Origin of the sequence: Vibrio sp. B183 (assembly GCF_000740665.1) — a bacterium.
Lineage (GTDB): Bacteria > Pseudomonadota > Gammaproteobacteria > Enterobacterales > Vibrionaceae > Vibrio > Vibrio coralliilyticus.
In genome coordinates this window covers 23,028-42,289 of record NZ_JPQB01000012.1, presented here as the reverse complement: position 1 = coordinate 42,289, position 19,262 = coordinate 23,028, and the positions used below count along the sequence as shown (strand labels likewise).

Sequence of the window (19,262 nt, the reverse complement as noted above, 5' to 3'; positions counted from 1 at the left end):
TATGCCAATAATGTGCTTAACCCAATAGTATCAAATCATGACGAAACAAGTGGAAATTTTCACAGATGGTTCTTGCTTAGGCAATCCGGGCCCCGGCGGATACGGCATTGTTTTACGCTACAAACAAGTAGAAAAGACCCTTGCTAAAGGTTATACCCTAACCACGAACAATCGCATGGAAATGATGGCTACTATAGTCGCACTACAAGCATTAAAGGAGCCTTGTGACGTCATACTCACCACTGACAGCCAGTACGTTCGCCAAGGCATTACTCAATGGATCCATAACTGGAAAAAGCGGGACTGGAAAACATCCGATAAAAAGCCAGTTAAAAACGCCGATTTATGGAAAGCGCTCGATGCGGAAACCGGACGCCACAAAATAGACTGGCGCTGGGTCAAAGGCCACGCAGGCCACCGAGAAAATGAAATGTGTGATGAACTCGCCCGGACTGCCGCTGAAAATCCAACCGACGAAGACACAGGTTATCAGCCTAGTTAGAGCTGCTTCGCTTGCTCGAAATTTTGTAATTGACGCCAATCGGCGTCAATTTTCGTTTTAGCTTCCAGTGTGGCTTGATAGGTTTTAGTGGGTAGGTACGTTTACGGGCAACAATAAAGTACAGGCTGCCCATAGGAGACGCCCAATCCCCTAAACTGTTTTCCAGCCAAGTCCAGATTGTGCGGTATTTCTGCATTGGAAACAGAGCATAACTGTCGCACTCAATCACCTGATAGTTCAAGACACTCAACCAATCGCGGATACGATTCGGGGTAAACATACGCCCACTCCAAGGCAAGTTATTCTTGCGCCACGGCATCAGGCTCGCCAACCCAGTGAGACTAATAGGATTAAACCCAGTGATGATCAAATAGCCATCGTCGATCATCACCCGATCGACTTCTCTCAACATTCGATGAGGGTCATTGCAATAATCCAGCTGGTGCGCCATCACAACAGCATCGAAACTTTTTTCAAGAAACGGAAGGTCATAACCATCTGCAATCACATTGTGCAAAGGGTTCTGGATATCGAGGTTAACTTGGTGTTGAATATTACAATTAAAGCTGGTTAACTCGCAGCTCAGCCCACCCAGCTTAAGCATATGATAGCCAAATAGTTTTGGGCACCATTCATCAACACGAGTTTGTATTGATTCACTGACCCATTGACCATTCTTAAGCTGAGACCATGAATGAGGCTTTTCGAGCTTCTTAGTACTGCGTGCTGGCTTCATACTTAACCTGCTTCACTCTTGGTAACCGGAGAGACAACTATGTTAGATATCAAAAGCATACCTGCATTTAACGACAATTACATCTGGCTGATTAAAAATAGCGATCAGCGTTGTGCTGTCGTCGACCCGGGAGACGCGGCCCCCGTGTTGGAGTACCTCAAACAGCACGAGTTAAGCTTAGAGGCGATCTTAATTACCCACCACCATAATGATCACATCGGTGGCGTTCCTGAGTTAGTCAGACAATTTCCAGATGTCGACGTGGTAGGCCCAGTCAATGAACCCGTGCCAACACTGACCCACGCCGTTGAGGCCGGTGACCAAATCGAACTGTTTGGCGAGATCTTTTTCGTTTTGGGCCTAGAAGGACATACACGAGGGCATATTGGTTATATTGGCGATGGAAAGCTGTTCTGCGGCGATGTTCTGTTCTCCGCCGGATGCGGGCGCGTATTCGAAGGCACAATGGAACAAATGCATACGTCGCTCAATAAACTGGTTGCTCTACCCGAAGAGACCGAAGTTTACTGTGCACATGAATACACGGCCAGCAATGTCGCTTTTGCCCTTGCGGTAGAACCAGACAACGAACTACTGCAGCAATACCGTGACGAAGTGAATCGCCTGCGAGCGCAAAACAAACCGACTCTGCCGACCACCATTCGCAAGGAAAAATGGATTAACCCTTTTCTGCGCACAGACCAGCAAAGCGTCATGCGTTCTGTGGCTAACCGAACCCAACAAACGGACTCACTCGCCATTTTTTCGGCGTTACGTGAGTGGAAGAACGAATTTTAACGTTTTGCAACTTGTCACTTCCATATTTAGACAAGTATTATCAGCAGCCAAATAAAAAAAGGGCTGTGAAATGCGAGTTAAACACAGCTGGGTATTAGCACTGCTACTAACAGGATGTCAGCTTACCCAGCAGACAGAGAGCGATAAAACTGCTTCTCCGGAGACCAATAATCCACCACCGGTAACTTCTTCAGAACCGACCACCAAACCTTCAGAGTCGGTAGAGTCATCTAAAACTGTTGTAACACCTCAATCTCAGGAAGATGTTTGGCATCGCATTGCCATGCAATTGGATTTCCCGATTCCCGATGACAAAATGGTGGATTACTACCGTACTTGGTATCTCAAACACCCTAACCATCTTAAAACCGTTTCCGAGCGTGCCCAGCCGTTTCTTTACCTGATCACGGAAAAAATTGAGCAACGTGACCTGCCGCTAGAGCTTGCTCTTCTGCCTATCGTTGAAAGCTCCTTTGATGCCTTTGCATACTCTCACGGCAGCGCCGCTGGCCTATGGCAGTTTGTTCCCGGCACAGGAAAATATTACGGATTAAAGCAAAACTTCTGGTATGACGGGCGTCGTGATGTCGCGGCCTCCACAGATGCGGCTCTTGATTATTTAGAAGTATTGAACAAACGTTTTGAAGGAAACTGGAGTCATGCAATCGCGGCATACAACAGCGGCGGTGGCCGTGTTTCCAGCGCCATTCGCAAGAATAAGCGTTTAGGTAAGCCAACCGATTTCTTCTCTCTGGACCTGCCTAAGGAAACCAGTGGATATGTGCCAAAACTACTCGCACTGGCAGATATCATCGCAAACCAAGATAAATACGGCATCGATATACCTGCCATTGCCAACCGACCAGTAGTAGAACTGGTTGATCCTAAGGAACAACTGGATTTAGCGATAGCCGCTAACTACGCAGGCATCAGTGTCAAGCAGCTACAGAGCCTAAACCCCGCATACAACCAGTGGGCAACTGCCCCTGATGGCCCACATCAACTGTTGCTGCCAGTTGGAAAGATCAACACGTTCAAAGCCAAAGTGGCGGAAAACCGTGGCAAAGGCATGAAAGTGGTTCGTTACAAGGTCAAGTCCGGTGATAGCTTGAGTGTATTAGCCACCCGATACAACACCACAACGAAAGTCATTCAGAGTGCTAACAACCTTAACGGATACAACATCCGTGTCGGCCAGCATTTGATGATCCCGACATCAACCAAGGACGATCAAGCCTATACACTGAGTGCAACCAACCGACTGGCAAAAACTCAGGCCAAATCACGTGGCCAGTATAAGCTCACCCATACTGTACGCTCAGGTGATAGCTTATGGAGCATCGCGCGTGCCAATAAAGTCTCCCATCAGTCTCTAGCAAAATGGAATGGCATGGGACCAAGAGACACGCTACGTGTTGGACAAAAGCTGGTTATCTGGAAAAACAGTTCTGACGGCGCCATCATCCGTACCGTTTTCTACAACGTGAAATCTGGCGATACCATCAGCGGCATCGCCAACAAATTTAAAGTTAAATCTAATGACATCGTGAAGTGGAACGGGCTAAGCAAAAAGAAATATCTACAGCCTGGTCAAAAGCTAAAACTCTATGTCGATGTAACTAAGGTGAGTGTATGACGCCTTCTTCAAACCCTCTCGTGATGCTGGTTGACGTATTTCGCTCACCCAGCGCTTGTTTCCTCGCACTTTACCAACGTGGTGCTTGGGGCTGGCAAACCTATATTGTGTTGATGTTGTCCCCTTTTCTTTTTTGGGGCGCCTACTTTGATATTGTCGATTTTGAGTGGCTGCGACAGGGCTTGTCTGCTCAACTCGCACAAACTAATCCGAAACAATTGGAGCTGCTTGATGCGAACACTCTGATGGCCAGTGAGATCATCAGCGACGTAGCAGGCCGAACGTTAACTATTGTGATGTTGGCGTTTTGGTTCAATTTAGCCACCAAACCCAGCCAGCACCAACATGGCTTCTGGCGCTGGTTTGCCGCAAGCACTGTCGTCGTATTTCCAGCGATCATTGGCGACCTGGCGAGTTACGTTAGCTTGCTTCTCAAGCATGGTCAGGTAATGGTGTATGCGGCGGATCTCAATAGCCTCAATGGCCTGTTGAAACTGCCGCTGACCAATGAGTGGTCACAATTCGCCAGTTCATTCCCACTGCTCTTACCTTGGTATATCGCTTTAGGCTATGCTGCTGTCGGAACTTGGACAGAGTTCGAACGTGGTCAAGCGTTGGTAATTTCAGCGCTACCATGGGTGGCGTATTACATTATCTGGGCGCTATATATCGTCATTAGCTAAACGAAACATGACCTCAAGAGGATTATGGTCAGAGGCGTCGGATTCCGGCGCCTCTGCTTTTATCAGGGTTAACCCACGATAAAAAACATGATCGAGCGGCAATCCGGTTATAAATTGAGTACGATGATCAGGGTAATAGCTCACTTCTTTCACACCAAGCGTGTCCAGCGCACTTCTCATTGCCGCCATTCTATCTGCACTCCAACTATTAAAATCACCGGCGACGATAACCGGCCCTTGGTGCTTGCTCAGCTCATCGACCAGTGTACCAAGCTGCCTCTGATACTCCTCCGTACCATAGGTAAAGTTCACCGCATGGATATTGACAACCGACAGCACCTGACCATCAGATAAAGGGTACGTGGCGTAAATGGCAGATTTAGGTAAGCGCAGCCAAGGTTCCAGCTCAGTGTAAGCGCAAGCGAGCTTAGGAAGAGACTTAGATAAATTCAGCACCCCAGCACTGTGGTCAAACGCTTTAAACGCATCCGCTTGATTACCAAACCAAAGCTGCTGTTTCATCCACTCCTTGAGTTCAGCGGTCATGCTAGCTTCTTGGAGTAAAACCAACTGTTTGTCGTCAGAATACTTGGTTAGCTCTTGCGACCAATTATCGCGATTTTGCTTATATATATTCCAAACCAGCAGATTTATGTCGCCATTATTGTCAATGGATTCCACCTGAGAGGCATGCGCACAACGCAGCGACACATCTTCCCCTGACTGGGAAATAGTCGAAAGTTGGGGCTGCTTAGGCAGAGAAAAAATCAGTTGGAAACCACCAACCACAGCAGCGATAGCAACAATAGGTAAGATCAGCAGGCGCTTTTTTTTCACTTGGAACGACCATTAAGAAAAAAGAGCCTTGCGGCTCTTTTAAGAAAATCGGATTAGATTGCGTCTTCGTCTTCTTCACCAGTACGAATACGGACAATGCGCTCAATATCAGTGATAAAGATTTTGCCGTCACCAATCTTACCGGTTTGAGCCGTCTCAACAATGGTATCGACACATTGCTCTGCAACATCGTCCGTCACAACAATCTCAAGCTTCACCTTAGGTAAGAAATCCACCATGTACTCCGCGCCACGGTACAGTTCCGTGTGCCCCTTCTGACGACCAAAGCCTTTCACTTCAGAAACCGTCATGCCAGTAATACCGACTTCCGCCAATGCTTCACGAACGTCATCCAATTTAAATGGCTTAATAATGGCTTCGATTTTTTTCATGTTCATCCCTTAAACTTCAGCAATTTGTCTCATTATCCCATGATAAACAGGCAATAAAAAGCCCGAGCTTTTTATGCTCGGGCTAAATACTATTGTCTATGACTTACTTTAGACTCGCGTAGTACGCCGCTAAATTAGCCACATCCGCATCACTTAACGCCGCTGCTTGTGCCTGCATAACCGCGGCTAATCCACCGTTACGTTCTTTGTTTTTGTAGGCATTAATTGACGTAACAATGTACTGTTCGTTTTGGCCTTTCAGGTTAGGGTAACCTGGAATAACAGCGACACCATCTGCGCCGTGACACGCGGCACATACCGCCGCTTTTGCTTTTCCGGCTGCGACATCACCTGCAGCCATAGCTTGTCCAGCAAACAGACTCATTCCGACTACTAGTCCAATAGCGATTTTTTTCATTGCTCTTCCTTATAATTCCATTTTATTTATGTGTCTTTATGTATACAATTTTGACACAACTGGTACTGGCTTGTCCCAGACAAGTTCACAGTCTTGGCCTGCAAAGTGATGATCAACAAATAAATCGGCTACAGCGGCAACCCGCTCCCCACACATTAAAATCGGCACGCGGCGCCTCAACCAACTCGGCACTCCATATTCCTGAAACAATTTTTTCAATTTTCGGCTATGGTTGCGATCAGTAGGCTTCGCGCTCAAGCCTTGAGGCTCAAACGTAACGGATAATGGTGCGGCTTCAAGTGCAGCTTTTGAAAGCTGTCCATTATGACTAGATTGGAGTAATAAAGAGCCCAATGAGTCAGGCAAGTTCAACGCTGTACCAATGGTAATATCCCGCTGCCAGCCAGACAGTTCTTGCCACTGCTCAACCAGATACAAGCGCTGTTCAAAGCGGCGAACTTGACCACCCGATATGGAGAGTGCTGGGTTAGCATCTTGACGACTGAGCGCTACTTCCTGCCACATCTTGTTCAGTTGCTCTCGGCTGGGCATGCGAGCCTGATGATGAGAGAGCCACATCCTGAGCAAACGCGCCCGCATCAACGGCGTCATATTCTGTAAAGGCTCAATCCATAAGCTACCATCTTGATGCTGCGCCTGTGCTAAGCGCTCAGTCAATAATTGATCAAGAAGTTGCTCTTGCTCAGCGCACAGTTCGGCACTGCGTTGCACGGCCTGAGAGAAATGCGGCCAACGTTGCGAAATGACAGGCGCTACCTGATGGCGAATGAAGTTGCGATCAAATCGCGTGTCTTGGTTACTTTCATCTTCAACCCACTGCAACTGTTCAGCTATCGCATAGGCTTTTACATCAGCTCGACTTACTGCTAGCAATGGCCGAACAAGCAGAGCCTCACCAAAAGGCATAACCTGAGCCATAGCGGAAAGCCCTTTAGGCCCACTGCCGCGTTTCAATGCTAGCAAGAAGGTCTCAAACTGATCGTCGCTATGCTGCCCCGTCAGCAATAAATCTTCCTCGGAAACATACTTACTTAGAGCCTGATAGCGAGCCTCTCGTGCACTTTCTTCAATGCTTTTTCCGTGTTTTTCCAGCGTCACTCTCTCAAGGTTATAAGGAATACCGTCTTCTGAGCACCACTGCTTACACTGCTCGGCCCAGTCATCAGCATTACTGCTTAAACCATGATGGACATGTACTGCTAGCCCCTCTTGCTGATACTCGCGGCAGTACCTCGCCATTAATGACAACAGGACTCTGGAATCCAAACCACCACTCAAAGCAAGCACTAACTTACCGCTAGGCTGCCTGTGTTGGTCAATGACAGAAGAAAATGTCTGATATAAATTCATACACAAAGAAGAGAGTTTTCAATGCTGCTAGTTTACCACCCATAACAAAAAAGGCTGAACCTAAGTTCAGCCTTTGTTTTTAATCTTGAGCGATCAACAGTAACCGTAGCTCATTAAGCGCTGGTAACGGCGTTCAAGCAGAGCATCATTGTCAAAATGTTGTAGCTCATCAAGCTGCTTGACCAAAGTCGCTTTCATATTAGCAGCCATTTGAATGTGATCACGATGCGCACCGCCTAAAGGCTCTTCGATGATTTCATCGATCAGTTCTAGCTCTTTCAAACGTGGAGCAATCAGTCCCATCGCTTCCGCGGCTTGTGGCGCTTTATCTGAATCGCGCCAAAGGATTGAAGCACAACCTTCAGGTGAGATAACAGAATAAGTCGAGTATTGCAGCATGTTCACGTAGTCGCCTACGCCAATCGCCAGTGCACCACCAGAACCACCCTCGCCTACCACGTTACAAATAACAGGCACTTTGAGACCAGCCATTACTTTAAGGTTTTTCGCAATCGCTTCCGACTGACCACGTTCTTCTGCGCCAACACCTGGGTATGCGCCTGCAGTATCGATGAAAGTAATGATTGGCATGTTGAAACGCTCAGCCGTTTCCATCAAGCGAAGCGCTTTACGGTAACCTTCTGGCTTTGGCATACCAAAGTTACGTTTCACTTTCTCTTTCGTCTCACGACCTTTCTGGTGGCCAATGATCATCACTGGGCGACCATCAAGGCGAGCCATACCACCAACAATCGCTTTGTCGTCAGCGTAAGCACGATCACCGGCTAGTTCTTCGAATTCAGTAAAAACGTGCTCAATGTAATCAAGCGTGTATGGGCGTAGCGGGTGACGAGCCATCTGGGCTGTTTCCCACGCGCCAAGGTCGCTGAACGTTTTCTTCTTAAGTTCTAAGCTTTTCTTTTCTAGCTGTTCGATCTCTTTGTCCAGATCAACGCCAGAGTCACCACCGTGACGAGAAACACCACGAAGTGCTTCTATCTTAGCTTCAAGTTCTGCGATAGGCTTTTCAAATTCTAAAAAGTTCAGGCTCATCTATAGATCCTTTCTGATTCGGCATTCGACTGCCGAACTTAGTTAAATTCGAGTTCTACCTGGCTCTTACCAAGCAGTTGTTTCAAATTGTCTATTAATTCGTCACTAGGCGTCACACGCCATTCGGTACCTAACGTTAAGCGCGCTCGCGCGTCACTGCGTTGGTAGTATATATGGACAGGAACCGTTCCTGCCTTGTAAGGCTCCAGTATCTTACTAAAGCGCTCAAAAAATTGATCATCGATTTGAGATTGTTCAATGGACACCGATAAGCCACGGGCATATTTTTCACGCGCCGTGCCGAGATCCATAACCTCGCGCGCGGACATTTTAAGGCCACCATTGAAATCATCAAAGCTGACCTGTCCAGAAACGACCAAAATTTTGTCTTGTTCGAGCAATTCAGCGTAGCGATCAAGCGCATCGGAGAACAACATGACTTCCATACGACCGCTACGGTCATCCAAGGTCATGATACCAATACGAGTACCGCGCTTGGTTGTCATTACTCGAGCCGCAATCACCAGACCTGCAACCGTGACACTCTGATCACGTCTTGTTGGTGTCGCATCTTTTAGTCGACAACTGGTGTACTTACCAAGTTCCTTTATGTAGGCATTTATTGGGTGCCCGGTCAAATATAAGCCAAGTGTATCACGTTCTCCTTCCAGCCAAACTTTTTCTGGCCAAGCAGGTACCTTGGTATATTTATGTTCAACTTCTTCCGGCGCTTCGGTCAAAACACCAAACAAGTCACTTTGACCAAACGCTTCCGCTTGGTGGTATTGGCTGGCAGCTTTTACCGCATCATTAAGCGATGCCATCATCGCCGCACGGTGCGGGCCAAGTCGGTCAAGCGCTCCTGCATAAATGAGCTTCTCTATCACGCGCTTGTTCACTTTCTTAAGATCAATACGAGCACAGAAATCGAACAAGTCTTTAAAGTGACCACCTTTATTGCGCGCTTCTAGAATGGCTTCAATTGGACCTTCACCAACCCCTTTAATCGCCCCAATACCGTAGACGATCGCACCATTTTCATCGACGTTAAAACGGTACAAGCCAGCGTTGATATCCGGCGGAAGCACCTTGAGCTTCATACGGAAACATTCGTCTACCAGACCGACCACTTTTTCGGTGTTGTCCATATCGGCGGTCATTACGGCAGCCATGAACTCAGCTGGGTAATGCATCTTCAGCCACAGCGTTTGGTAAGACACCAAGGCATAAGCGGCTGAGTGTGATTTGTTGAAACCGTAGCCAGCGAACTTTTCTACCAAGTCGAAGATTTTCATCGCCAACTCGCCGTCGACGCCGTTCTTTACCGCACCATCTTCGAAGGTCGCACGCTGCTTGGCCATTTCTTCCGGCTTTTTCTTACCCATCGCACGACGAAGCATGTCCGCGCCACCAAGGGTGTAGCCAGACAATACCTGTGCGATCTGCATTACCTGCTCCTGATAGAGGATAATGCCGTAAGTCGGATCGAGGATTTCTTTTAGCGATTCATGTTGCCACTTTTCATCTGGGTACGAGATCGCTTCTCGACCATGCTTACGGTCGATGAAGTTATCTACCATGCCCGACTGTAGAGGACCCGGGCGGAACAGCGCCACCAATGCGATGATGTCTTCAAAACAGTCCGGTTGCAGGCGTTTGATCAGTTCTTTCATACCGCGCGATTCGAGCTGGAATACCGCGGTCGTTTCCGAGTTTTGTAGCAATCGGAATGATGCCGCATCATCCAATGGAATCGATTCGATGCGAACTGGATCTTTACCTTCACGCTCAAGGCGTGGGTTAATCAAGCCAAGAGCCCAGTCGATGATGGTTAAGGTACGTAGACCTAGGAAGTCAAACTTGACCAGACCAGCAGTTTCTACATCGTTCTTATCGAACTGAGTAACCGGGAAGTGACCTTCTGCATCGGCATAAATTGGCGCAAAGTCAGTAATGGTGGTTGGCGAAATTACAACACCACCCGCGTGCTTACCGGCGTTACGTGTACACCCTTCAAGGATGCGGCACATATCGATAAGCTCTTTCACTTCTTCGTCAGCTTCGTACAGTTCAGGTAACGCAGGCTCCGCTTTAAACGCTTTCTCCAGTGTCATACCAGGATCAGGCGGCACCAGTTTTGAAATGCGGTCAACAAAGCCAAATGGGTGGCCTAGTACACGACCTACATCGCGAATTACCGCTTTCGCGGCCATAGTACCGAAAGTGATGATCTGAGATACCGCATCACGGCCATACATTTCTGCAACGTGGTCAATCACCTGATCTCGTTTATCCATACAGAAGTCGACATCGAAGTCGGGCATGGAGACACGTTCTGGGTTGAGGAATCGCTCAAAGAGCAGATCGTATTCCAGCGGGTCAAGGTCGGTAATTTTCAACGCATAAGCCACCAACGAACCAGCACCCGAACCACGCCCAGGCCCAACAGGAATATCATTATCCTTCGACCACTGAATGAACTCCATTACGATCAGGAAGTAGCCTGGGAAGCCCATATTATTGATAACTTCCAATTCGACTTTTAGGCGCTCATCATACTCAGGACGTCGCTTCGCTCGCTCTTCTTCGTCGGGAAACAGAAATTCTAAGCGTTCTTCAAGGCCTTCCTCTGACTTTTTGACCAGAAATTCGGTTTCCTCCATCCCCTCTGTCGGGAATGCGGGCAGGAAGTACTCGCCCAAACGTACCGTCACATTACAACGCTTAGCAATTTCAACACTATTTTCCAGCGCTTCAGGGATATCGGCGAACAACTCGCACATCTCTTCTTCGCTACGTAAATATTGCTGAGCACTGTAGTTTTTAGGGCGGCGAGGATCTTCTAACGTGTAACCATCATGGATCGCCACACGAATCTCGTGCGCCTCAAACGTCGTTTCATCTAGAATCACCACATCGTTAGTAGCGACAACCGGCAGCTGCTCTTTCTCTGCAAAGTCCAAGGCAAAGTGAAGATAAGTTTCTTCATCTGCTCGCCCTGTACGCGTCAGTTCTAGGAAAAATCGGTCGGCAAAGTGTTGATGATAAAAATCAGCGCAGTTTTGAGCAACTTTATGGTTCCCCTTAAGTAACGCTTTACCAATCTCTCCGCTTTTGGCCCCTGATAGAACAATCAGCCCTGCCGACAACTCAGCTAGCCATTGTTTATCGATGACGGGTTGATGCTGAACATGACCACGTAGGTATGCTTTGGAGATCAACAAGGTTAAGTTTTTATACCCTTCATTGTCTGCTGCCAGCACGGTGAGTTTAGTCAACTCTTCACCAAACTCTTCTGACTGCATCGCAAAATCAGCGCCAATAATTGGCTTCACGCCACACCCATGAGCTGTTCCATAAAACTTCACCAAACCACATAAGTTGGTGAAATCAGTTAATGCCATGGCTGGCATTCCCATTTCAGCCACTTTCTTAACCAAAGGAGGCACTTTCGATAGGCCATCGACCATGGAAAAGTCACTGTGAACTTTTAGGTGAATAAATTTAGGATCTGACATCAATGATTCCGCAGTTTTGCTTATTCGGAGAGGTTACTGGGGGTATTTTACGTGATATAAAATCTTAGATATACCCCAGTCAGTGAGGGTTTCTAATCTAAACCCAAGGCTTTTTTTACTGGCTTGAAGCTCTTACGATGCTGATCAATCACGCCATGTTGCTCAATGGCTTCAAAATGGGCTTTGGTGGGATAGCCTTTATGCTTTGCAAAACCAAATTGAGGATGAAGCTTGTCGAGTTCTTCCATCTCTTGATCTCGCACCACTTTAGCAATAATCGAGGCCGCGCTGATCTCTGCAACGCGCATATCACCTTTGACCACAGCTTGAGCATCCATATTGAGTTGAGGTACGCGGTTTCCGTCGATGAGTGCAAAGTCAGGCGCCACCTCCAGCCCTTCTATCGCTCGTTGCATCGCGACCATGGTCGCTTGGAGAATATTGAGCTGATCAATTTCCTCCGGAGAGCAGCGCCCAACAGACCAAGCGAGTGCTTTCTCTTTAATCTCTGGCAGCAATGCAAGCCTCTTCTTCTCAGTCAATTTTTTTGAATCATTGAGACCTTCGATAGGGTTATTCGGATCCAAAATCACGGCCGCAGTCACCACATCACCAACCAACGGGCCACGCCCCACTTCATCAACACCGGCAATCAAGCGGTACCCTTGTGGGTATTCAAATGGTGGCAGTTCTTTTTTTTCTTTTGTCATGATGGCTATTTACCTATCAGGTTCAATACGGCTTTGGCGGCTTGTTTATCTGCATCTTTTCGAATCCAGTGATGCATTTCTGTAAACTTCTCAATCATGCACTGCCCTTGTTCACCAAGCAGCTTTTCAACTTCGATCTCTAAGTTTTCAGGCGTGCAGTCTTCTTGCAACAACTCTTTGACCAGCTCTTGTTCAGCAAGAATATTAGGGAGAGAAACGTATTCAGTTTTGAGCATTTTGCGAGCAATAAACGCAGTCACAGCATTCACCCGGTAACCTACCACCATTGGTCGCTTAATCAGCATACACTCCAATGCTACAGTACCCGATGCCAGCATTACCGCATCAGAAGCAGTGATCACATTTCGGGCAGTATCATTGACCAATTTGAAATCCAATTCTGGAGCCAGTTCCTGCCAAACTTGCTCAAATTGCTCACGGCGTTTTTGATTGACCAAGGCGACAACAAAGCCTAAATCCGGATATTTATGATGCAAACGACGACACGTTTCAATAAAAGGGGCAGCCAGCATTTTTAGTTCACTACCACGACTCCCCGGTAAAACAGCGAGCCACTTTTTCTCCTGCTCAAGACCTAGCAGCTCACGGGCCGGCGCTTTTGGAGACTCTAGAGGAATCGCATCGGCTAAGGTATGGCCAATAAATTCGCATGGCACCTGGTATTTATCATAAAACGCTTTTTCAAATGGCAGAAAAGCCAACACCAAATTAGTGGCTGCTTCAATTTTAAAAATCCGTTTTTGACGCCATGCCCATACGGAAGGGCTGACATAATGCACGGTTTTGATTCCCGCTTTTTTAAGGTCAAGTTCAAGGCGCAGATTAAAGTCTGGTGCATCAATTCCGACAAAGACATCCGGCGGATTTTCGGTGAAATAGCGAACTAACTCAGCTTTGACTTTCAGTAAGCGAGGGAGCCTGCCTAGCACTTCAACAAGCCCCATAACCGCAAGTTCTTCCATATCAAACAGAGATTCACAGCCCTGAGCGATCATTTTAGGACCACCAATACCTACAAACTCTGCGTCTGGATACCGTTGCTTAACGGCTTTGATAAAACCTTCACCTAAAGTATCGCCAGATAACTCCCCAGCAATGATACCAACGCGAAGTGGCTTTTTGTTATCCATAATCCCTAACCTCAAAAACACAAAAAGACCGCAACCTAAGGCCGCGATCTTTTCAATTTGGATTCAGTAACAGTTAGCGAATAACGCCACGCTCTGAACTTTCTACGAAATCAATAAAGTGCTTAATGGACGGCCACTGTTGTGCCATTTCCAGCAAAACTTCTTTGGCCTCAGCCTGTGTTTTACCCGCTCGGTAGAATTCTTTATAAGCGTTGCGTAATGCGCGCAGTTCACTTTTTTCAAAGCCATTACGCTGCAAGCCCACTAAATTCAACCCAAATGGTGTCGCATGGTTACCTTGAGCAAGCACATATGGCGGGACATCTTTCACTACCGCTGAACAGCCACCGATATAGCTGAATGCCCCCACTTTACAGAAAGGATGAATTGCAGACAATGCCATCACACCGGCATGATCTTCAACTGTCACATGGCCACCTAAGATAGCGTTGTTGCCAACGTGAGTGTGGTTACCAACAATTACATCGTGAGCAATGTGTGCATTAACACACAGTAAATTGTCATCACCAATGACCGTTGTCGCTTTGTCTTGCACGGTACCACGGTGGATCTGTACTGCTTCACGAATCACATTTCGGTCGCCAATAACAACTGTTGTATCTTCACCACCGTATTTCTTATCTTGGTTTTCTTCACCAATCACGGCATGCGGGAAAATACGGTTATCTTTACCAATCGTGGTATGGCCTTTAATAACGACGTGCGACATGATTTCTGTACCTTCACCAATTTCAACGTTGCCTGAAATATAGGTAAAAGGGCCGACAGTCACGTTAGCGGCAATTTTCACATCTCCTTCAATCACTGAAGAAGGATGCACCTGAGCTGTTTCATGAATCATATTAAAACTCTCGACGAGCACACTTAAGCTCTGCAGAACACACAACTTCGCCGTCTACTTTCGCAACACCGTTAAACGCTGCAATACCACGACGCTCTTTAATGAATTCTACTTCAATAACCAGTTGATCGCCTGGTGTTACTGGTTTACGGAACTTCGCACCATCAACACTTGCGAAGTAGTACAGCTCATTTTCAGAAGGCGCACCAAACGATTTAAATGCTAGAAGACCCGTAGCCTGGGCCATCGCTTCCAAGATCAGAACACCAGGGAAAACCGGAAGTTGAGGGAAATGACCTGTAAACTGAGGCTCATTCACTGAAACGTTTTTGATCGCCTTAAGGTATTTTTCTTCTTGGAAATCGATAACACGATCGATCAGCAAGAATGGGTAGCGATGTGGTAACAGTTCCTGGATTTCAGTGATGTTCATCGTTTTGTTTTCAGTAGTCAAAGTCATATTCCTATCTTGAATGCTAAATTAACTGGCAGGCATTATACCCAAGTCATCCCAATATGCTAAGTACGCACTGCGATGTTGTTGTATTGAGTCCACATAATCAGTCAGAAAAAAAGACCCGCACATCGCGAGTCTTTTTATTCAGAATCAGATTAAGTGTCTTCGCTCTGGTCCAGCTGTTTTTCAACCGCCTTAAGGCGCTTGTTCATCTCATCAATTCGATGAACCCGAGTTGCGGTCTTACGCCACTCTTTATTTGGCTGCAGTGGGATACCAGAAGAGTACATGCCCTTTTCTTTAATACCGCGCATGACCATTCCCATACCGGTAATAGTAACGCCATCGGCAATTTCGATATGGCCATTGATAACAGTACCACCACCGATAATGCAGTATTTGCCGATTGTAGTACTGCCTGCGACAATCGTACCACCAGCTAAAGCTGAACCATATCCGATGTGTACGTTGTGAGCGATCTGCATTTGGTTGTCAATGATCACATTGTCTTCTATCACAGTATCATCTAAAGCACCACGGTCTATCGTTGTACAAGAGCCAATTTCAACACGATTGCCAATGCGCACAGTACCCAGTTGAGGGATTTTAACCCACTCACCTTTGTCATTCGCATACCCAAACCCATCTGCGCCAATAACTGTGTTCGCTTGGATAAGACAATCAGAACCAATTACAACATCGTGATAGATACTGATATTCGACCACAATTTGGTATTTGCACCAATTTGAGCCTTTTTGCCGATAAAACAGCCAGCGCCAATCACAACGTTGTCAGCCAGTTGAACACCCGACTCAATCACAGCGTTCGCGCCAATGGAAACATTGTTGCCAAGTTGAGCATCATCGGCGATAACCGCAGATGGCGCTATCTCATTGGCCGGTAGTGGCGTGGTATCCAAAGCTTGTGTCACTTTCGCAAAAGCGATGTAAGGATCGTCAACCACCAGAACATTACCAGCGCACAACTCACGCTGCGCATCCTTAACCATTACGACGGTCGCCTGACAGTCAGCAAGGTGCTTAGCGTATTTAGGATTAGATAGGAAAGTAACATGACCTTCCATCGCTCTATCCATAGGAGCTACCATGGTCACGACTGCGTCGGCGTCACCATGTAATTTCCCGCCAGTAATTGAAGCCAGTTCGGCTAGTGTAATTGCTGTCATAGCCAATTATTTCAGTGAGTTAATAACTTGTTCAGAAATGTTGTATTCTGGCTTACCGTATTGCATAGTCTGAATATCAACAACGATGTCGTAGCCTTCTTTCTCTGCCACTTTCTTAACAGCGTCCTGAATTACTTTGAACAGTTTCTGTTTTTCTTGCGCTTCGCGACGAGCTGAAGCTTTTTCTAGAGCCTGAGCTTTGATTTTATATTTGCTGTCAAGCTGAGCAACTTCAACGCGCAGCTTTTCAACTTCTTCTTGGCCTAACAACTCGCCATCACGCTGCAACTTTTCAATTTTTGTTTTAGCTTCAGCCTGAATAGATTTCAGTTCATCGGCTTTATCTTTGAACTCTTCCTGCATTTTTTGCAGTACGACTTCACGTTGAGGAAGTGCTTGGAAAACTTGAGCTGTATTGATATAGCCAATTTTCTGCGCGGCTTCTGCTGCATTAGCAAAGAATGAAGACGACATTACAACAAGGCTAAGACCAGCCGCTTTAATCATTTTGTTCACTGTATATTCCTCTGTATTTAGAAGGTTCTGCCGATAGTGAAAGTGAAGAATTCTTCGTCGTCACCTTCATAAATTTTGATTGGTTTCGCAATAGAGAAGACCAATGGCCCCATTGGAGACATCCATTGCAGTGCGGCACCATAAGATGCACGGTAATTGGTTGGATCAGAGTAATCTTCGTAGTACTGCGTACCTTGATAGGCTGAGTTATAAGCAAACTCTGTATCCCAGACACTAGCCGCATCGACAAATAAACTGGTGCGAATCTGACTACGCGCTTCATCCGAAGCAAATGGCGTCGGTACAATAAGCTCCATGCTCGCCAGCGCAATCGCGTTACCACCCACAGAATCATCGGTAGCATTCACACAGCCGTTGTTACCACAGCTGCCATTATTGGTGGTATACACCGCTTTAGGACCGGCTGAGTTAGAGCGGAAGCCGCGTAATGAAGTAAAGCCACCCGCATAGTAGTTTTCATAGAATGGGAACAGGTTATCGTTACCATCTGTTTGACCATAGCCGTTACCGTAACCTAAACGACCACGCATCAAGAGAGTAAACTCGTGCTTCTTAGTAATTGGCACGTATTGACGTACATCATACTGAACTTTGAAGTACTGTGCGTCCGAGCTTGGAATGGTTGCTTTGGCAAATGCACGCTGATAGTTACCGGCAGTTGGGAAGAAACCACGGTTCAGATTGTTGCGTGTCCAAGAGATATTCAAATCAAAATCGTTGGTAATGATATCGCCTTCAGGTTGACCAATACTCTGAGCAAATAATTGAGCCTGATCGTAAGTAGGGACGTTACCAATCTTATTGTGCGTATAGCCAATACCAAACTCTAGACTGTTCAGCTCGTTAACTGGGAAACCCCATGTCAAACTGGTTCCGTAACTTTCATTGGTATAGTCAACGATACCCGCTTCAGAAGCTTCAAAAGTGTTGTAGAAAATCTTACCGCCCAAGCTGACACCATCAAGGTTCCAGTATGGGTCACGGTAATCAAGGCTCACGTTTTTCTGGTAGTCGTTCATCATTGCGCTGACGCCCACGCGATTACCTGAACCTAAGAAGTTATCTTGCTGTAAACCAACCTGGAAACTCACACCAGACTCTGTACCGTAGCCGATACCAAAGTTTACGCTGCCTGAGTTCGCTTCTTTAACGTTATAGACCAGATCAACTTGATCTTCGCTACCCGGCACACGAACAGTTTGGACGTCTACTGTTTCAAAGTACCCTAGACGATTAAGGCGGTTCTTACCGGTTTCAATCGATTTTGAGTTAAGCCAGCTGCCTTCCATCTGACGCATTTCACGACGTAAGACTTCGTCTTTAGTAGCGTTGTTACCGACAAAGCGGATATCACGCACATAGATACGCTTACCAGCTTCAACGTTAACCACGAGAGAGACCTGTTGAGTCTCATCATCAAATTCTGGAATAGTACGAACCTGAGGGTACGCGTAACCCGCTTCACCAAGAACACGTTTCACGTTTTCTTCTAAGCTTGTTACCTGGGAACCGTTATAAACGTCACCGCTTTCAAACGGAACCAGAGCTTCAAACTCCGCTTCTTTGCCAATCAGCTCGCCACGGAACTTCACGTCTTTAACCGTGTAAGGTAAGCCTTCATTCACCGCAAGGGTAATGTAGACCCCTTTCTTATCTGGGGAGATCGCTACCTGCGTTGAATCGACTTTAAATTTGAGATAACCCCGGTCGAGGTAATAAGACTTAAGAGCTTCGATGTCACCCGCTAATACCTGCTTCTGATACTTATCATCAGACAGGAAGTTCCACCAAGCGACATCTACATTCAGGTTGAAGCGACTTAGTAACTCTTCATCGGTAAAGACTTCATTACCAATAAAGTTAATCTGCTGGATTTTTGCCGACACACCCTCAGAGAAAACAAATTTCAGATCCGAGCGGTTACGAGGCAAAGGAGTGACGACCGCTTTCACCGTCGCATTGTACTTACCAACACTGTAGTAAAAGTCTTCGAGTCCTTTTTCAATGTTCGATAGCGTTGTGCGATCCAGAGCTTCGCCCACACGCACACCAGATGCATCTAGGTTCTGTTGTAACTGCTCTTCTTTGATAGCCTTGTTACCAGAAAAGGAGATGTTAGCAATCGTAGGACGCTCTTTGACCTGTACCAATAGCTGGTTACCATCTCGCAGCACTTTGATATCTTCAAAGTTACCTGACGCATACAACGCTTTAATGATCTCAGACACGTCTTGGTTGTCGACTGTATCACCGATGCGTACCGGCATTTTTAACAATGCCGCACCCAGTGCGACACGCTGTAAACCGTCAATCTGTATGTCTTCAACAACAAAGTTCTCGGCACCATTTGCAGTTACGCTCGTTGCCAATAGCGTTGCAAATAGAATTTTATTCATCGCCATATTTGTTTTAGT

General features: G+C 46.7%; 18 protein-coding genes. 4 read left to right on the top strand and 14 right to left on the bottom strand.

What is annotated here, in order from left to right; genetic code table 11:
* The first annotated feature begins 37 nt into the window (after positions 1-37).
* The gene (rnhA, locus tag IX95_RS13110; protein WP_038160761.1) at positions 38-502 is read left to right on the top strand and encodes a ribonuclease HI; all 465 of its coding nucleotides are present in this window, start codon (positions 38-40) and stop codon (positions 500-502) included.
* Here rnhA and IX95_RS13105 read toward each other — a convergent pair.
* A complete protein-coding gene (locus tag IX95_RS13105; RefSeq protein WP_038160758.1) occupies positions 495-1,238 on the bottom strand; it encodes a class I SAM-dependent methyltransferase in 744 nt (247 codons plus the stop codon). The genes rnhA and IX95_RS13105 overlap by 8 nt on opposite strands.
* Positions 1,239-1,277: 39 nt before the next feature.
* Between IX95_RS13105 and gloB the strand changes: the two genes are divergently transcribed.
* From gloB to IX95_RS13090, 3 genes are all read left to right on the top strand, one after another.
* Positions 1,278-2,036: a hydroxyacylglutathione hydrolase gene (gloB, locus tag IX95_RS13100; RefSeq protein WP_038160755.1), complete on the top strand. Its 759-nt coding sequence runs from the start codon at positions 1,278-1,280 to the stop codon at positions 2,034-2,036.
* A 70-nt stretch (positions 2,037-2,106) separates the two neighbouring features.
* The gene (locus tag IX95_RS13095) at positions 2,107-3,672 is read left to right on the top strand and encodes a lytic transglycosylase (protein WP_038160752.1); all 1,566 of its coding nucleotides are present in this window, start codon (positions 2,107-2,109) and stop codon (positions 3,670-3,672) included.
* Positions 3,669-4,355 (top strand): YIP1 family protein, encoded by a 687-nt coding sequence (locus IX95_RS13090; protein ID WP_019276460.1) that lies wholly within the window; start codon positions 3,669-3,671, stop codon positions 4,353-4,355. Before IX95_RS13095 ends, IX95_RS13090 begins: the two co-directional genes overlap by 4 nt.
* Here the strand turns inward: IX95_RS13090 and IX95_RS13085 are convergent.
* The 13 genes from IX95_RS13085 to bamA all read right to left on the bottom strand — a co-directional run bounded on the left by IX95_RS13085 (position 4,335) and on the right by bamA (position 19,250).
* A complete protein-coding gene (locus IX95_RS13085) occupies positions 4,335-5,192 on the bottom strand; it encodes an endonuclease/exonuclease/phosphatase family protein (RefSeq protein WP_038160749.1) in 858 nt (285 codons plus the stop codon). The two genes, IX95_RS13090 and IX95_RS13085, sit on opposite strands and share 21 nt — an antisense overlap.
* A gap of 53 nt (positions 5,193-5,245) precedes the next feature.
* Positions 5,246-5,584 (bottom strand): nitrogen regulatory protein P-II, encoded by a 339-nt coding sequence (gene glnB / locus IX95_RS13080; protein WP_006957894.1) that lies wholly within the window; start codon positions 5,582-5,584, stop codon positions 5,246-5,248.
* A gap of 103 nt (positions 5,585-5,687) precedes the next feature.
* Positions 5,688-6,002, bottom strand: a complete 315-nt coding sequence (locus IX95_RS13075) for a c-type cytochrome (RefSeq protein WP_006957895.1) — start codon at positions 6,000-6,002, stop codon at positions 5,688-5,690.
* Positions 6,003-6,038: 36 nt separating this feature from the next.
* Complete coding sequence (gene tilS / locus IX95_RS13070; protein ID WP_038160746.1) at positions 6,039-7,373, bottom strand: tRNA lysidine(34) synthetase TilS; 1,335 nt, start codon at positions 7,371-7,373, stop codon at positions 6,039-6,041.
* Between the two features lie 93 nt (positions 7,374-7,466).
* On the bottom strand, positions 7,467-8,426 hold the full coding sequence (accA, locus tag IX95_RS13065; RefSeq protein WP_019276455.1) for an acetyl-CoA carboxylase carboxyl transferase subunit alpha: 960 nt from the start codon (positions 8,424-8,426) through the stop codon (positions 7,467-7,469).
* Positions 8,427-8,464: 38 nt separating this feature from the next.
* On the bottom strand, positions 8,465-11,944 hold the full coding sequence (gene dnaE / locus IX95_RS13060) for a DNA polymerase III subunit alpha (protein ID WP_038160743.1): 3,480 nt from the start codon (positions 11,942-11,944) through the stop codon (positions 8,465-8,467).
* A gap of 92 nt (positions 11,945-12,036) precedes the next feature.
* Positions 12,037-12,657 carry a ribonuclease HII gene (rnhB, locus tag IX95_RS13055; RefSeq protein WP_171340005.1) on the bottom strand — a complete coding sequence of 207 codons (621 nt, stop codon included), beginning with the start codon at positions 12,655-12,657 and terminating at the stop codon, positions 12,037-12,039.
* 2 nt (positions 12,658-12,659) lie between these two features.
* A complete protein-coding gene (lpxB, locus tag IX95_RS13050) occupies positions 12,660-13,805 on the bottom strand; it encodes a lipid-A-disaccharide synthase (RefSeq protein ID WP_038160741.1) in 1,146 nt (381 codons plus the stop codon).
* Positions 13,806-13,878: 73 nt separating this feature from the next.
* Complete coding sequence (gene lpxA, locus IX95_RS13045; RefSeq protein WP_006957901.1) at positions 13,879-14,667, bottom strand: acyl-ACP--UDP-N-acetylglucosamine O-acyltransferase; 789 nt, start codon at positions 14,665-14,667, stop codon at positions 13,879-13,881.
* A gap of 1 nt (position 14,668) precedes the next feature.
* The gene (fabZ, locus tag IX95_RS13040; RefSeq protein WP_006957902.1) at positions 14,669-15,121 is read right to left on the bottom strand and encodes a 3-hydroxyacyl-ACP dehydratase FabZ; all 453 of its coding nucleotides are present in this window, start codon (positions 15,119-15,121) and stop codon (positions 14,669-14,671) included.
* Between the two features lie 158 nt (positions 15,122-15,279).
* Positions 15,280-16,311 (bottom strand): UDP-3-O-(3-hydroxymyristoyl)glucosamine N-acyltransferase, encoded by a 1,032-nt coding sequence (lpxD, locus tag IX95_RS13035; RefSeq protein ID WP_038160740.1) that lies wholly within the window; start codon positions 16,309-16,311, stop codon positions 15,280-15,282.
* Positions 16,312-16,317: 6 nt separating this feature from the next.
* Positions 16,318-16,818: an OmpH family outer membrane protein gene (locus IX95_RS13030; protein WP_029236186.1), complete on the bottom strand. Its 501-nt coding sequence runs from the start codon at positions 16,816-16,818 to the stop codon at positions 16,318-16,320.
* A 26-nt stretch (positions 16,819-16,844) separates the two neighbouring features.
* On the bottom strand, positions 16,845-19,250 hold the full coding sequence (bamA, locus tag IX95_RS13025) for an outer membrane protein assembly factor BamA (protein WP_038160739.1): 2,406 nt from the start codon (positions 19,248-19,250) through the stop codon (positions 16,845-16,847).
* Positions 19,251-19,262: the final 12 nt, after the last annotated feature.

Coding starts and splice junctions, on each gene's coding strand:
- dnaE (WP_038160743.1), bottom strand. CDS start 11,944: ATGTCAGATCCTAAATTTATTCACCTAAAAGTTCACAGTGACTTTTCC.
- tilS (WP_038160746.1), bottom strand. CDS start 7,373: ATGAATTTATATCAGACATTTTCTTCTGTCATTGACCAACACAGGCAG.
- IX95_RS13095 (WP_038160752.1), top strand. CDS start 2,107: ATGCGAGTTAAACACAGCTGGGTATTAGCACTGCTACTAACAGGATGT.
- rnhA (WP_038160761.1), top strand. CDS start 38: ATGACGAAACAAGTGGAAATTTTCACAGATGGTTCTTGCTTAGGCAAT.
- lpxA (WP_006957901.1), bottom strand. CDS start 14,667: ATGATTCATGAAACAGCTCAGGTGCATCCTTCTTCAGTGATTGAAGGA.
- lpxB (WP_038160741.1), bottom strand. CDS start 13,805: ATGGATAACAAAAAGCCACTTCGCGTTGGTATCATTGCTGGGGAGTTA.
- IX95_RS13075 (WP_006957895.1), bottom strand. CDS start 6,002: ATGAAAAAAATCGCTATTGGACTAGTAGTCGGAATGAGTCTGTTTGCT.
- accA (WP_019276455.1), bottom strand. CDS start 8,426: ATGAGCCTGAACTTTTTAGAATTTGAAAAGCCTATCGCAGAACTTGAA.
- IX95_RS13090 (WP_019276460.1), top strand. CDS start 3,669: ATGACGCCTTCTTCAAACCCTCTCGTGATGCTGGTTGACGTATTTCGC.
- bamA (WP_038160739.1), bottom strand. CDS start 19,250: ATGGCGATGAATAAAATTCTATTTGCAACGCTATTGGCAACGAGCGTA.
- glnB (WP_006957894.1), bottom strand. CDS start 5,584: ATGAAAAAAATCGAAGCCATTATTAAGCCATTTAAATTGGATGACGTT.
- gloB (WP_038160755.1), top strand. CDS start 1,278: ATGTTAGATATCAAAAGCATACCTGCATTTAACGACAATTACATCTGG.
- IX95_RS13105 (WP_038160758.1), bottom strand. CDS start 1,238: ATGAAGCCAGCACGCAGTACTAAGAAGCTCGAAAAGCCTCATTCATGG.
- lpxD (WP_038160740.1), bottom strand. CDS start 16,311: ATGACAGCAATTACACTAGCCGAACTGGCTTCAATTACTGGCGGGAAA.
- IX95_RS13030 (WP_029236186.1), bottom strand. CDS start 16,818: ATGATTAAAGCGGCTGGTCTTAGCCTTGTTGTAATGTCGTCTTCATTC.